Below are 12476 nucleotides of genomic sequence, written 5' to 3' on the forward strand. Positions count from 1 at the left end.
AGCGTACCCAGCCAGAGCCCCGCCTAGCGGATGGGGCTTTGTGACAAGCGCCATCCGTCGAAGCCTAGATCACCAGGACCGACGAATGACCGACACTCCCGACACCAACACCGACTTCCGCCCCGAGGCCCGCGCCCCCCGCGGCTTCGCCGACAAGCGCGCGCGCGACCTGCGGGCTGAGCGGGCGATCCTGGAGGCGGTGTCGGCGGTCTATGAGCGCTACGGCTTCGAGGCGCTGGACACCGGGGCGTTCGAATATGCCGACGCGCTGGGCAAGTTCCTGCCCGACAGCGACCGGCCCAATGAGGGCGTCTTTGCGCTGCAGGACGACGATGATCAGTGGATGGCGCTGCGCTATGACCTGACCGCGCCGCTGGCCCGCTTCGCCGCCCAGACCTGGGAGACCCTGCCCAAGCCCTTCCGCCGCTACGCCTATGGGCCGGTGTGGCGCAACGAGAAGCCGGGGCCGGGGCGCTTCCGCCAGTTCATCCAGTGCGACGCCGATACGGTGGGCTCGGCCCGTCCGGAGGCCGACGCCGAGATCATCGCCATGGCCGTCGAGGGGCTGGAGGCCGCGGGCCTGCCGCGCGGCACGGCGGTGCTGAAGATCAACAACCGCAAGCTGCTGAACGGCCTGCTGACCGCCGCCGGGGCCGACAGCGCCGGCCAGAAGCTGGCCGTGCTGCGCGCGGTCGACAAGCTGGACCGCCTGGGCGTGGACGGCGTGCGCCTGCTCCTGGGCGAAGGGCGGCTGGACGAGAGCGGCGACTTCACCAAGGGCGCGGGGCTGAAGGGCAAGGCCGTCGACCAGGTGCTGGACTTCGTCCAGGCCGGCTCGAAAGGCGGTCGTTCGGCGACGCTGGACAATATCGCCCGCGTGGTGGCCGGCTCGGCCGAGGGCGACGAGGGCCTCTTGGAGCTGTCGCGGATCGACGCGGCCCTGACCAGCCTTGGCATCGCCGACGACCAGGCCTTCATCGATCCGTCGATCGTGCGGGGGCTGGAATACTACACCGGCGCGGTGTTCGAGGCCGAGCTGCTGCTCAGCACCACCGACGAGAAGGGCAACAAGGTCACCTTCGGCTCGATCGGCGGCGGCGGGCGCTATGACGATCTGGTGGCGCGGTTCACCGGCAATGTGACCCCGGCGACGGGCTTCTCGTTCGGCGTGTCGCGCCTGGCGGCGGCGCTGCGGGCGGCCGGGCGTGAGCCGGGCGGGTCGGCGCGCGGGCCGGTGGTGGTCATCGCCTTCGACGACGCGCACATGCCCGAATACTTCAAGGTGGTGGGCGAGCTGCGCGCGGCGGGCATTCCGGCCGAGGTGTATCTGGGAACCTCGGGCATGCGGCCGCAGATGAAGTACGCCGACCGTCGCCTGTCGCCGGCGGCCATCATGCTGGGCGGCGACGAGATCGCGGCCGGCACCGTGACGATCAAGGACCTCGATCTTGGCCGCGAGCTCGCCTCGGGCGTGGCCGACAACGCCGCCTGGAAGGCCGAGCGTCCGGGCCAGCAGACGATCCCGCGCGGCGAGCTGGTGGCCGCCGTCCGCAAGATCATCGGGGGTTGAGGGTGAGGCTCGAGCGTTCCATTCCGGCCGACGCGCTGGACGCCATCCGCGCCCCTTTGCTGGACGCCGGCGCGGTGCTGACCGACGCCCCGGTGCTGCAGCCGCTGGGCCTGCTGCTCGACTTGGCCGGCGAGGCCATGCGCTCGCGGCTGTTTGTGGTGTCGGGCGAGGCGGGCGAGGAGGCGTGCCTGCGTCCCGACTTCACCGTCGCCGTGGCCCGCCAGCACTTCGAGGGCGGGGGCGGGGCGGGCCGTCGCCGCTATGAGGGCAAGGCCTTCCGCGTGGCGCCGCGCGGCTCCGACCGCGCCGAAGAGTTCCTGCAGCTGGGCGTCGAGGCCTTCGAGGGCGGTGACCGTATCGCCGCCGACGCCGAGATGGCGGCCCTGGCCTGGGCCTCGGCCACGGCGGGCGGGCGCGAGGATCTCTCGCTGGTGCTCGGCGATGTGTCGCTGTTTTCGGCTTTCGTCGACAGCCTGGATCTCGCGCCGCCGCTGGCCGCGCGCCTGAAGCGGTCGTTCGCCAAGCCGCGCCAGCTGAAGGCCGAGCTCGACGGGGATGTGGCCGCGCCGACCGGTGAGCAGTCGCGCATTGCGGCGCTGCTCGCGGGTCTGCCTGAGGCCGAAGCCGCCTCGGTGCTGCAGGAGCTGTGGTCGCTGGCCGGCATCGAGCCCGTCGGCGGTCGCCGTCCCGCCGAGATCGCCCGCCGCCTCGTCGAAAAGGCCGACGCCGCCAAGGCCGGGCGCCTGGATCCCGAGCCCGCCGCCAAGGTCCGCGCGTTCCTGGCGGTCTCGGACCGTCCGGACGCGGCCCTGTCGGCCATCGCGGCCCTGGCCGGTCCCAAGGCGGGCGCGCTGAGCGCGGTCCTCGACGGCTGGCGCGCGCGTCTGGCCGGCATGGCGCAGCGGGGCGTGGCCCTGGAGCGCGCCACGCTGACCGCCGCCTTCGGCCGGGCGTTCGGCTACTACGACGGCTACCTGTTCGAGATCCGCTCGGCCTCGCTGGGCGACGAGCGCCCCGTCGCCGCCGGCGGCCGCTATGACGGCTTGCCCCTTAAGCTAGGCATTGGCAAGCTGGGCGTTGCGACCGACACCGGCGCGGTCGGCTTCATGATCCGCCCCGCGCGGGCCTATGCGGGAGGCGGCGAATGAGCTCCGCACCGATGATCTTCGCCATTCCCTCCAAGGGCCGCCTGAAGGACCAGGTCGAGGCCTGGCTGGCGGACTGCGGCTTCAAGCTTGAGATGACCGGCGGCGCGCGCGGCTACTCGGCCGAGCTGTCGGGCCTGCCGGGCGTGTCGGTGCGGCTGCTCTCGGCCGGCGACATCGCCGCCGGGCTCGACTCGGGCGACCTGCATCTCGGCGTCACCGGCGAGGATTTGCTGCGCGAGCGCGGCGACGACATGGACAGCCGGGTGATGCTGCTGCGCGCCCTCGGCTTTGGCCGCGCGGACCTGGTGGTGACCGCGCCGAAGAACTGGCTCGACGTCGACACCATGGCCGATGTCGACGAGGTCGGGCACGCGCATCTGGCCCGCACCGGCCGCCGCCTGCGGGTGGCGACCAAGTACGTCACCCAGACCCGCGCCTTCTTCGCCCGCCACGGCGTCGCCGACTACCGCATCGTCGAAAGCAGCGGCGCCACCGAGGGGGCTCCGGCCGCCGGCGCCGCCGAGCTGGTGGTCGACATCACCACCACGGGCGCGACCCTGGCCGCCAACGGGCTGAAGATCCTGTCCGACGGGGTGATCCTGAAGAGCCAGGCCCAGCTGACCGCCTCCCTGACCGCCGGCTGGAACGGCGAGCAGCTGGACGCCCTGCGCCGCCTGCTCTCGGTGGTTGAGGCCAAGGGCCGGGCGGGCAAGCTCGCCACCCTGGTCTGGCCGACCGAGCAGGACCGCGCCGCCCAGGACGCCGTCGCCGTCTATGTCGCCCGGGGCGGCTCGCGCCGCGCCAACGGCGCCCTCCTGGCCACCGCCGACCTGTTCGACGCCGCCGCCGCCCTGGCGGAAGCCGGAGTCGAGCCGGTGACGGTCTCGCGTCCGGACTACGTGTTCGAGTCGCGATCGGCCGTGCTGGATCGCTTTATCGCGGCGCTCGAAAAGTAGGATTTGACGGTTTTGTCAAAAATAGAGGGTGAATCTCGACGTAAATTCGACCCGAGCGTCCAAACAACAGCGGTTGTGTCAAAAATTCAGCCAACCCGTTGAGAAAAAGGCGATGGCCGCGTTGACAGCGTCACGAATTTGACGTTTCTACACACTGCAAGGACGAAACGAGCCCAACAGAGAGCTCCCGTTCTTCGGCGTTTCGGGGAGGAAACGCCCGCCTAGATCGAATGATCGAGAAAATAGCCAGCCCGTCGCGATTATCCCCCGCGGCGGGTTTGGTGTATCTGGGGCCTGCAAACCACTTTTGACGAAAGCGTCAAAAGTGGTTTGCAGGCCCCGACGCGACGGCCCGCTCCGCAATCCTCCGGCCGGGATGACGAGGGGAAAAGATCTCAGCAAACCCGGTGCGGACCCTACATCGCCCGCGCCTTGGCCGGCGGACCGGCGGGCTGCGCGCGTTGACGGTCCAGGGCCGACAGGATGTGGTCGGCAAGCCGCTCGGCGGCCGGCGGCGGCGTCCCCCGCGCCTTCAACAGCGCGATCTCGGCGTCCTCCAGCCGCGGCAGGCCTTCGGACAGGATGGTGAGATCGTCCGGCGCCATCTCGCGCGGTAGGACGCTTAAGCCCAGACCGCCCCGCAGCGCCGCCAGTTGTCCCGCCAGGGAGGGGCTGGTGTAGGTGGCGCGCCAAGCTCGCCCGGTCGCCTCCAGCGCCGCCACCGCGCGCTTGCGATAGACGCAAGGGGCCGGCGCGGCCACCAGCGGGACCGGGCCCTCGCGCCGCGCCATCTCGGGATCCAGCGCCACCCAGACCAGCGGCTCGCGCCAGACCCGCACGCCAAGGTCCGGCCCCAGCGGCTCGCGCTTGACCAGAGCCAGGTCCAGCGCGCCTTCGCCGAGGCGATCCAGGAGGTTCAGGGTCAGGTCGCAGGTGACGGTCAGGGCGATGCGCGGATGGCTGCGGGCGAACGAGCTCAATACGGCGGGCAGATGCTGGGTGGCGAAGTCCTCGGGCGCGCCCAGCCGCACCTCGCCCTCGATCTCGTCGGCGCCCAGACTGGCCAGGATCTCGTCGTTCAGGCGCAGCAGGCGGCGGGCCTGGGGCAGGAAGGCCGCGCCCTGTTCGGTCGGCGCTACATGGCGCGGATCGCGCGACAGAAGCGGCTGGCCCAACTGCTCCTCGAGGCGCCGCACCTGCAGGCTGACCGCCGACTGCGACCGCCCCAGACGCTCGCCCGCCCGCGTAAAGCTGCGTTGCTCGCACACCACCAGGAAGGCGCGGACAAGATCGAGGTCCAGATTGGTGCGGCGCGGCATGGCGGCTCCATAATGAGCATTCCTCATCATGACTATATCAGAAATCAACAAGGGAAATCACTAGTCCGCCGGTAGAGGAGCCCCCGCGCCAAGCGGCGCTGTTTCCGAAGGGGGCGTTTCGTGGATCTTCTCAGCCAGACCTTATCGGCGGCGGCCGGCAATCTTCTGCAGCCGGCGGTGCTGTTCTTCGCCCTGGGCCTGATCGCCGCCCTGGCGCGCTCGGATCTGGCCTTACCGAAGGAGGCGGCCAAGACCCTGTCGCTGGTCCTGATGCTGTGCATCGGGTTCAAGGGCGGCGTCGAGGCGCGCGCCCACGGACTGGACGCCGGCTTCATGAAGGCTGCGGGCCTGGGTCTGACGCTGAGTTTCCTCTTGCCGCTGCCGGCCTACGTCCTGCTCAAGCGCATGGGTCTGAACACCATCACCGCCGCCGCCACCGCCGCGCACTACGGTTCGGTGTCGGTGGTGACCTTCGCGGCGGCGCAGAGCTATCTCGCGTCGATCGGCCAGGCGGCGGGCGGGTACATGTCGGCGGTGCTGGCGCTGATGGAGACGCCTGGCCTGCTGACCGCCATCACCATCGCCGCGATCGCCACCCGCGACGGCGCGCACGGCAAGGACCCGGATCGGGTCTCGGCCGGCAAGCTGGCCCACGAGGTGCTGCTGAACGCGGCCAGCGTGGTGCTGATCGGCGGCTTCTTCATCGGCCTGATCACCGGCCACCAGGGGGGCGCCAAGCTGGCGACCTTCACCGGGCCGGTCTTCCAGGGCGTGCTCTGCGTGTTCCTGCTGGGCCTGGGGGTTCGGGCCGGCCAGCAACTGGCCGCCGCGCGAGGCTTCAAGCTTAGCCTGCTGGCCATGGGGATCGTGCTGCCGATCCTGGGCGGTTCGGTCGCGCTCGTCCTGGGCTGGCTGGCCGGTCTGCCGGCCGGCGATCTCGCCGCCCTGGCGGTGCTGGCGGCCTCGGCCTCGTACATCGCCGCCCCGGCGGCCATGGGCATGGCCCTGCCCAAGGCCGACGCCGGGGTCTATCTGACCCTGTCGCTGGGGGTGACCTTCCCCCTCAACCTGATCCTCGGCATCCCGCTGCTGGCCCTGGCGGCGGCCCAACTGGCGGGAGGGTAGGATCGTCCCGGCGCCGCGCATCGCCACGCGGCGCCGAAACGGGTTCGAGGACCGCCGGGCTGGCCGAAACGAAGGAACGCCTAGCGGGTCCAGCCCAGGAAATTGTCTGGATGGGACGCGAAGCTGTCCGAACCCAATTCTCGGCTGTTCCGGGCGCGTGTCTCCCGGAGCCAGGGCAGATGGGTCTCGATCCCCGTCGTGGGCGGCTCATGGACGATCTGGATTTTCAGCTTCACCGAAACGGGATCGCCTTTCGCGGTGAAGATCTCTTCGGGCTTCACCAGTCGCCCCGAAGCTGGATCCGCCGGATTGGTGAACATCGCGAAGGCGGGGAAAAGGTCCGGCGGCACTGATACGGGCTCGGTCGGCGCGCGGCTTTTCGCCGCCTCCAAGCCCGGACTGCTTCGATCAACCCACGAAATGTCGATATCGGACACGCGCCCCAAGACGTGCACGCCATCCCATTGGTAAAGGCTTGAGATGGTCGGGTTCGGCAGGCCCAGCCCGTTCCAAACGGTCATCGCGAAGACGCTTTGGTCGTCCTCGATGAGAACCGGAATGGCTTGCCCTCTCAGGTAGCGACTTATCCTGCTGCCCGGCATAGCGGGGACTTCGGTCGCATCGAACTGCCAGACGCCAGAGGGAAATGATTTCCCTTGAGGGGTTTCGACCTCGAATAGCAGCTTCAGCCGGACGGTTTGGTCCACCCGCCTGCTGCAGCCCGACAATCCGGTCGCAAGAACGGCTCCGGCGGAGAGCAGGGCTCGCCGCGAAAACCCCTTGCTCGCATCGCCGACGGCGGCAAGCAGCGCTGGCTTTATCAGTGCAGAACTCAAGCGCCCCTCGCTCCAGCCAAATCGTGAATTCGAAGCGTCGCAAGGGATCGCCGGCAACGCACCGGCTCAACCTACGGCCGGGCTGGACTTCGAGATAAGGCTAATCCGGCGGTCGATATCAGGCCAGCTCGAATGTCGCGGAGATTGCAAGTCGCCCAAGCTCGCCCTTCCGAGCGCGGAATGGCAGAGTTCGAGGCGAAGGCGGATCTCTGGAGAGCATAGACACCCCTCTGCCGCACTCCCGCCCAAGGCCGACGCCGGCGTCTACCTGACCCTGGGCATCCCGCTGCTGGCTCTGGCGGGAGGGTAGGATCGTCCCGGCGCCGCGCATCCCCACGCGGCGCCGAAACGGGTTCGAGGACCGCCGGCCTGGCCGGCGGTCCTCTCATAGCCCGGGAGCTGAGACTGGTTAGGTCGGGGGCGCCGCGAAGCGGATCGGAATGACGACGCGCCCGCCGTCGACCGGTTTGCCGTCGCGGGTGAGGGGGCTCATCTGGAAGATGGTCCCCAGTTGCAGCGCCGCAGCGCCGAAGCCATAGGCGTCCTCGCTCTCGCGCAGCACCTTGCAGGCGGTCAGTTGGCCCGTTGCCGTCACGCGGCAATCGATGACGGCGAAGCCTTCGGCCTTGGCCGCCTTGGCCGCCGCCGGATAGAAGCGCGCCATATCCTGGGCGGTCGGCTTGACGACCCAATTGGGCTGGGTGATCGCCGGCGCCGGACGGGCATCGGCGGCCCACACGGCGCCGGCGCCCGCGAAGCCGACCAACGCCGCGATGGCCAGGCCCGCCGCCCGCCTCGCGGGGCTTCTGGTGGGGATGTTCAGCATGATCAGTCTCTCCTTCAGGGGATGAGCGCCGCCGGCCGGCCAATGGCAGCCGAACGGAACGACGCGGGGAGCCAAGAGGGCGTCGAGCAGGGTCTCGGCGTACAACCGGCGCGCCTGCGGACGCTGGGTGAGGACGGCCTCGTCGCAGGCCATTTCCTGGTCGAGGCGCAGACGGCGCGCGCCCAGGTGAACCAGCGGGTTGAACCAGGCCAGGCACTGGATCGCCACGACAAAGGTGTTGATGAGCGCGTCGCCGCGCGCGAGGTGGACGCCTTCATGCGCGAGAACCAGATCGCGGGCCTCGCCCTGGAAGCGGTCGTCGAAATCGGCGGGGACCACGATGCGCGGCCAGGGAGATACCAGCACCATGGGGCCTGCCCCCAGATGTTTGCCGACCAGCAGTTCTACGTCGGTCGGATGCGGCTTCAGTGGCCCCAGCGACTGGGTGAAGCGCGCTTGGCGCAACAGGAAGGCGGCGGCCGCGACCAGGGCGCCCAGCGCCCAGACCAACAAGGCCAGTTGGCCCGCGATCGGTGTCGTCAGGGCCGATGGAACGGCCTCCCGTGCAGCCTTGCCGGCGGTGATCAGGATCGGCGCCAGGGGCGTGGCCTCGATCGGCGCGGGCGCCAGCGCCGCCAGGGCGCAGAGCGGTGGGGTCAGCCACAACAGATAGGCGGGCAGGGCGCCAAAGCGACGACGGACAGGCCCGCGCAGGGCCATCACCGCCAGAACGCCGCCGGCCAGGGCCAGGTTGGCGCCGACCAGCCCCGAGAGGACCGTCGCGCTCATTTGCCGATCCTTTCGACGAGGGCCTTCAGCTCGGCGATGTCCTGGTCGCTGAGCTTGTCGCCTTCCGACAGGTGCATGACCAGCGGGGCGAGGCGGCCGTCGAACAGCCGGTCCAACAGGCCCTGGCTCTCGCCCTGCACATAGTCGCGTCGGCTCAGCAGGGGCGAGTAGAGGTAGCGGCGACCGTCGGCCTTGGCCGCGACGGCCTTCTTCTTGACCAGACGACTGATCAGCACCTTCACGGTGCCTTCGGTCCAATCCTGCGGGCCGCAAACCTGGCTCATGATCGCCTCTGAGGTCAGCGGGCTTTCCCGCCACAGCGCCTCCATCACCACGCTTTCGGCCGTGCTGATCTTCATGATTCACCCCCGATGACAAGTGTCAACAACTCATTGTTGACACTTGTCATCGTTCTCGTCAACCGCGGTTCCATGAGGCGGTGGCCCTCATTGGTGGCCTGATCTATTCCAAGCCGTCGTTCTGCGTGGGACGCAAAAAGGGCCGGTGATCGCTCACCGGCCCCTGATGTCGTGTGACGGCTCGGGTGACTACCAGAGCTTCACGCGGTCTTCCGGCGCGACATACAGCTTGTCGCCCGGCTTGACGTCGTAGGCCGAGTACCAGCCCGGCTGGTTCCGGATGGTGCCATTGACGCGGTAGTAGGCCGGCGAGTGCGGATCAGTGGCGATCTGCTGCTTGAGAGCCTCGTCGCGGGTCTTCTGGCGCCACACCTGGGCCCAGCCCAGATAGACGCGCTGGTCGCCGGTGAAGCCGTCGAGAACCGGCGAGGGCTTGCCCTTCAGCGAGACGTGATAGGCGTCCAGCGCGAAGGCCAGGCCCGACAGGTCGCCGATGTTCTCACCCATGGTCAGGGCGCCGTTGACCTTCACGCCCGGGAAGGGCTCGAAGGCCGAGTACTGGGCGCCCAGCTTGGCGGCCTGGGCGTTGAACTTGGCCGCATCCTCGGCGGTCCACCAGTCGCGCAGCACGCCGTCGCCGTCGGACTTGCGGCCCTGGTCGTCGAAGCCGTGGCCGATCTCGTGGCCGATCACGCCGCCGATGCCGCCGTAGTTGACGGCCGGGTCCGCGTCCGGATGGAAGAACGGCGCCTGCAGGATGGCGGCCGGGAACACGATCTCGTTGTTGACCGAGTTGTAGTAGGCGTTGACCGTCTGCGGGGTCATGCCCCACTCGGTCTTGTCGACCGGCTGGTTCAGGCGTTCGACGTCGTGGCGGTAGTCCCAGGCGCCGGCGCGCAGCACGTTGCCGTAGGCGTCGTTGTCCTTGATCTCCAGCTTGGAGTAGTCGCGCCACTTGTCGGGATAGCCGATCTTGACGGTGAACTTGGCCAGCTTGTCCTGCGCCTTGACCTTGGTCTCCGGACCCATCCAGTCCGAAGCGTCAATGCGCGCCTTCAGGACAGTCCGGATGTCGCCGACCAGCGAGATCATCTTGGCCTTGCTCTCGGGCGGGAAGTAGGCGGCGACATATTCCTTGCCGACCGCTTCGCCCAGCATGCCGTTGACCGCGCCAACGCCGCGCTTCCAGCGCGGGCGCTGCTCGGGCTGACCCGCCAGGGTCTTGTTGCGGAACTCGAACTGGGCGTCGACGAAGCGCTTGGACAGCATGCCCGCGCCGCTATCGATGACCTTGAACGCCTGCCAGGCCTTCAGAGTCTCCAGCGGGGTGTCGGCGTAGATCTTGGCGAACTTCGGGAACGAGGTGTTCGTCGTGACGATGAAGCGGTCGATCTTGGGCAGCTCGGTGCCGATCAGATAACGGTTCCAGTCATAGCCGGGCGTCATCGCCTGCAGCTCGGCCAGGGTGGCGGGGTTGTAGGTCTTGTCGCGGTTGCGGCGCTCGACGCGGGTCCAGGTGGCTTCGGCGAGCTGGGTTTCGAACGCCAGGATGGCCTTGGCGTTCTCAGCGGGCTTTTCCCAGCCGGCCATGGTCAGCATCTTCTCGACATAGGCCAGATAGGCGGCCTTCTTGTCGGCGAAGCGGGCTTCCAGATAGTAGTCGCGGTCGGGCAGGCTGAGGCCGCCGGTGCCGGCGTAGACCGCGTAGCGTTGCGGGTTCTTGGCGTCCGTCTGGATGCCCAGGCCGATCAGCGCGGTGTAGGGCGTGGTCGAGGCCTTGCCCATCAGGGCCGTGAACTCGTCCTTGGTCTTGACCTTCTTGATCCCGGCCAGCCAAGGCGCGAGCGGCTTGGCGTCCAGCTTTTCGATGGTCGCTTCGTCCATGTAGGCGCGGTAGGCGGCGCCGATTTTGGCCTTGTCGCCGGTCGCGGCCTTGTCGGCGGCGGCGGCTTCGATGATCGCCCGGGTGCGGGCTTCGGACAGTTCGGCCAGGAAGTCGAAGGCGCCGTAGCGGGTGCGGTCCGACGGGATCTGGGTGCGGGCGTCCCAGGCGCCGTTGGCGAACTTGTAGAAGTCGTCGCCCGGCTTCACCGAGGTGTCCATGCCCGAGATATCGAAGCCCCAGGTCCCGTAGCGCGGGGACTCCAGCGAGGTCAGATCGGCCGACGCGCTGGCGGCCACGGAGGGCAGCAGCGATTGCACGACGCAGGCGTCGTCGATGCAGGGGTGCTCGTCGCGCGCTTGCGCCCCGAACGCCGAGAGGGACAGGGCCGCGAACGCCGCAGCGCCGAACCAGACTTTTTTCATGGAATTCGCATCCGTTGGTGTGAGCCGCCGGCAATCTGCTACGGCGCGAAAACTTTACCCCCTTAAAAAAAGTTCATGTGACCCATTTTTTGAATCGCGGGTTTCGCGCGCGCGCCCGAAGCCAAGGGCGTGAACGCGAAAAGGCCGCCGGCGTCGGGGAACGCGCGGCGGCCTCACGCGGCGTGCGGTGACAGGAAGGATTTGCCTTGCGGCTTAGTTCACAAGGTCGCGGAGCTGGGCCAGGGCCCGCTCGGGCGGCGACTGGTAGGCGATCGGCGAGACGAACCGCCCCTTGGCGTCGAACAGATAGATCGCCGAAGAGTGGTCGATCGTGTAGCCGCCGCCGTCCAGCGGGACCTTCTGATAGTAGACGCGGTACGCCCGGGCCGTCTTGGCGATGGCCTCCGGCGTACCGGTGAACCCCCGGATGCGCGGGTCGAAGTTCGACAGATATTCCCGGAGCTGAGCGGGGGTGTCGCGTTCGGGGTCGACGGTGATGAAGACCACGTTCAGCTTGTCGGCGTCCTTGCCCAGCGCCTTCAGCCAGGCGGTCAGCTCCGTCATCGTGGTCGGGCAGACTTCGGGGCAATAGGTGAAGCCGAAGAAGACGGCCGTCGGTTTGCCCAGCAGCGACTTCTCCGTCACCGGCCGGCCGTTCATGTCGGTCAGCTGGAACGGCCCGCCGATCTTGATCAGCGCGCCGGCCGTCTCGCGCGCGGCCTTGTCGCCGCAGGCGGAAAGCGGCGTGGCGACCAGCAGGGCCAGGGCCAGGGCGATCGCCCGCATCAGTGATGCATCCCCGACATCGCCGGCATGGGCGGGGTCTTGACCACGGCGGTGACCTTGACCGGCTTGGCCTTCTGGAACTTGAGCGTCAGCGGCACCTGGGCGCCTTCCTTCAGGGCGATCTTGGGGGCGATGACCATGATGTGGTCGGCGCCAGGCTTCAGGGACACAGCCTTACCGGCCGGCAGGGCCAGGCCGTCGGTCAGCTTGCGCATCCGCATCACCCCGCCGTCCATCGACATGGTGTGGATCTCGCCACGGTCTGCGGCGGTGGTCTCGACCGCCACCAGACGGTCGTCGACGCTGGCGGTCAGGGTGACGTAGCAGCCGCCAGCCAGGGCGCCGGTGGGGGCCGGGCGGCACCAGGCGTCCGCGGCGACGACCTTGGGCGCGGGCGCGGCGGCGGTCATGGCCAAGGCGGCGGCGGAGACGGCGAGCAGGGTCAGGGTCTTCAT

10 protein-coding genes and 2 pseudogenes are annotated in these 12476 nt (G+C 68.9%); 5 read left to right on the top strand and 7 right to left on the bottom strand.

Translation table 11 applies throughout. From position 1 onward, the window contains the following. The first annotated feature begins 85 nt into the window (after positions 1 to 85). The 3 genes and pseudogenes from hisS (at position 86) to hisG (ending at position 3674) form a co-directional block, all read left to right on the top strand. Entirely contained in the window at positions 86 to 1570 is a 1485-nt protein-coding gene (gene hisS, locus CSW63_RS02475; RefSeq protein ID WP_062095109.1) for a histidine--tRNA ligase, read from the top strand. Further along, a pseudogene (locus CSW63_RS02480) lies at positions 1551 to 2718 on the top strand (ATP phosphoribosyltransferase regulatory subunit); the annotation flags it as partial. The gene hisS and the pseudogene CSW63_RS02480, both read left to right, overlap by 20 nt. Beyond that, complete coding sequence (gene hisG / locus CSW63_RS02485; RefSeq protein WP_062095105.1) at positions 2715 to 3674, top strand: ATP phosphoribosyltransferase; 960 nt, start codon at positions 2715 to 2717, stop codon at positions 3672 to 3674. The pseudogene CSW63_RS02480 and the gene hisG, both read left to right, overlap by 4 nt. 416 nt (positions 3675 to 4090) lie before the next feature. Here the strand turns inward: hisG and CSW63_RS02490 are convergent, their stop codons facing one another. Beyond that, complete coding sequence (locus CSW63_RS02490; RefSeq protein WP_062095103.1) at positions 4091 to 4993, bottom strand: LysR substrate-binding domain-containing protein; 903 nt, start codon at positions 4991 to 4993, stop codon at positions 4091 to 4093. Between the two features lie 120 nt (positions 4994 to 5113). On the opposite strand from CSW63_RS02490, the gene CSW63_RS02495 reads away from it, so the two are divergent. Then, positions 5114 to 6118 (top strand): sodium-dependent bicarbonate transport family permease, encoded by a 1005-nt coding sequence (locus CSW63_RS02495; protein ID WP_062095100.1) that lies wholly within the window; start codon positions 5114 to 5116, stop codon positions 6116 to 6118. Positions 6119 to 6198: 80 nt separating this feature from the next. Here CSW63_RS02495 and CSW63_RS02500 read toward each other — a convergent pair whose 3' ends face one another. Then, positions 6199 to 6954, bottom strand: a complete 756-nt coding sequence (locus CSW63_RS02500) for a hypothetical protein (RefSeq protein WP_127846926.1) — start codon at positions 6952 to 6954, stop codon at positions 6199 to 6201. 244 nt (positions 6955 to 7198) lie between these two features. Between CSW63_RS02500 and CSW63_RS24065 the strand changes: the two are divergent. Beyond that, positions 7199 to 7264 (top strand): annotated as a pseudogene (locus tag CSW63_RS24065) (hypothetical protein); the annotation flags it as partial. A gap of 99 nt (positions 7265 to 7363) precedes the next feature. On the opposite strand, the gene CSW63_RS02505 reads toward CSW63_RS24065, so the two are convergent. The 5 genes from CSW63_RS02505 to CSW63_RS02525 form a co-directional block, all read right to left on the bottom strand. Next, positions 7364 to 8569, bottom strand: a complete 1206-nt coding sequence (locus tag CSW63_RS02505; protein WP_062095097.1) for a TonB family protein — start codon at positions 8567 to 8569, stop codon at positions 7364 to 7366. Next, the gene (locus CSW63_RS02510) at positions 8566 to 8928 is read right to left on the bottom strand and encodes a BlaI/MecI/CopY family transcriptional regulator (protein ID WP_062095094.1); all 363 of its coding nucleotides are present in this window, start codon (positions 8926 to 8928) and stop codon (positions 8566 to 8568) included. Before CSW63_RS02510 ends, CSW63_RS02505 begins: the two co-directional genes overlap by 4 nt. A gap of 189 nt (positions 8929 to 9117) precedes the next feature. After that, positions 9118 to 11235 carry a M13 family metallopeptidase gene (locus CSW63_RS02515; protein WP_062095092.1) on the bottom strand — a complete coding sequence of 706 codons (2118 nt, stop codon included), beginning with the start codon at positions 11233 to 11235 and terminating at the stop codon, positions 9118 to 9120. A 213-nt stretch (positions 11236 to 11448) separates the two neighbouring features. Then, positions 11449 to 12021 carry an SCO family protein gene (locus CSW63_RS02520; protein WP_062095090.1) on the bottom strand — a complete coding sequence of 191 codons (573 nt, stop codon included), beginning with the start codon at positions 12019 to 12021 and terminating at the stop codon, positions 11449 to 11451. Beyond that, positions 12021 to 12476: a copper chaperone PCu(A)C gene (locus CSW63_RS02525; protein ID WP_062095087.1), complete on the bottom strand. Its 456-nt coding sequence runs from the start codon at positions 12474 to 12476 to the stop codon at positions 12021 to 12023. Before CSW63_RS02525 ends, CSW63_RS02520 begins: the two co-directional genes overlap by 1 nt.

Source organism: Caulobacter sp. FWC26 (assembly GCF_002742645.2).
Classification (GTDB): Bacteria; Pseudomonadota; Alphaproteobacteria; order Caulobacterales; family Caulobacteraceae; genus Caulobacter.

Excerpts from the sequence above, each read along its gene's own strand:
- hisS (WP_062095109.1), top strand. The coding sequence starts at position 86 with ATGACCGACACTCCCGACACCAACACCGACTTCCGCCCCGAGGCCCGC.
- hisG (WP_062095105.1), top strand. The coding sequence starts at position 2,715 with ATGAGCTCCGCACCGATGATCTTCGCCATTCCCTCCAAGGGCCGCCTG.
- CSW63_RS02490 (WP_062095103.1), bottom strand. The coding sequence starts at position 4,993 with ATGCCGCGCCGCACCAATCTGGACCTCGATCTTGTCCGCGCCTTCCTG.
- CSW63_RS02505 (WP_062095097.1), bottom strand. The coding sequence starts at position 8,569 with ATGAGCGCGACGGTCCTCTCGGGGCTGGTCGGCGCCAACCTGGCCCTG.
- CSW63_RS02510 (WP_062095094.1), bottom strand. The coding sequence starts at position 8,928 with ATGAAGATCAGCACGGCCGAAAGCGTGGTGATGGAGGCGCTGTGGCGG.
- CSW63_RS02515 (WP_062095092.1), bottom strand. The coding sequence starts at position 11,235 with ATGAAAAAAGTCTGGTTCGGCGCTGCGGCGTTCGCGGCCCTGTCCCTC.
- CSW63_RS02520 (WP_062095090.1), bottom strand. The coding sequence starts at position 12,021 with ATGCGGGCGATCGCCCTGGCCCTGGCCCTGCTGGTCGCCACGCCGCTT.
- CSW63_RS02525 (WP_062095087.1), bottom strand. The coding sequence starts at position 12,476 with ATGAAGACCCTGACCCTGCTCGCCGTCTCCGCCGCCGCCTTGGCCATG.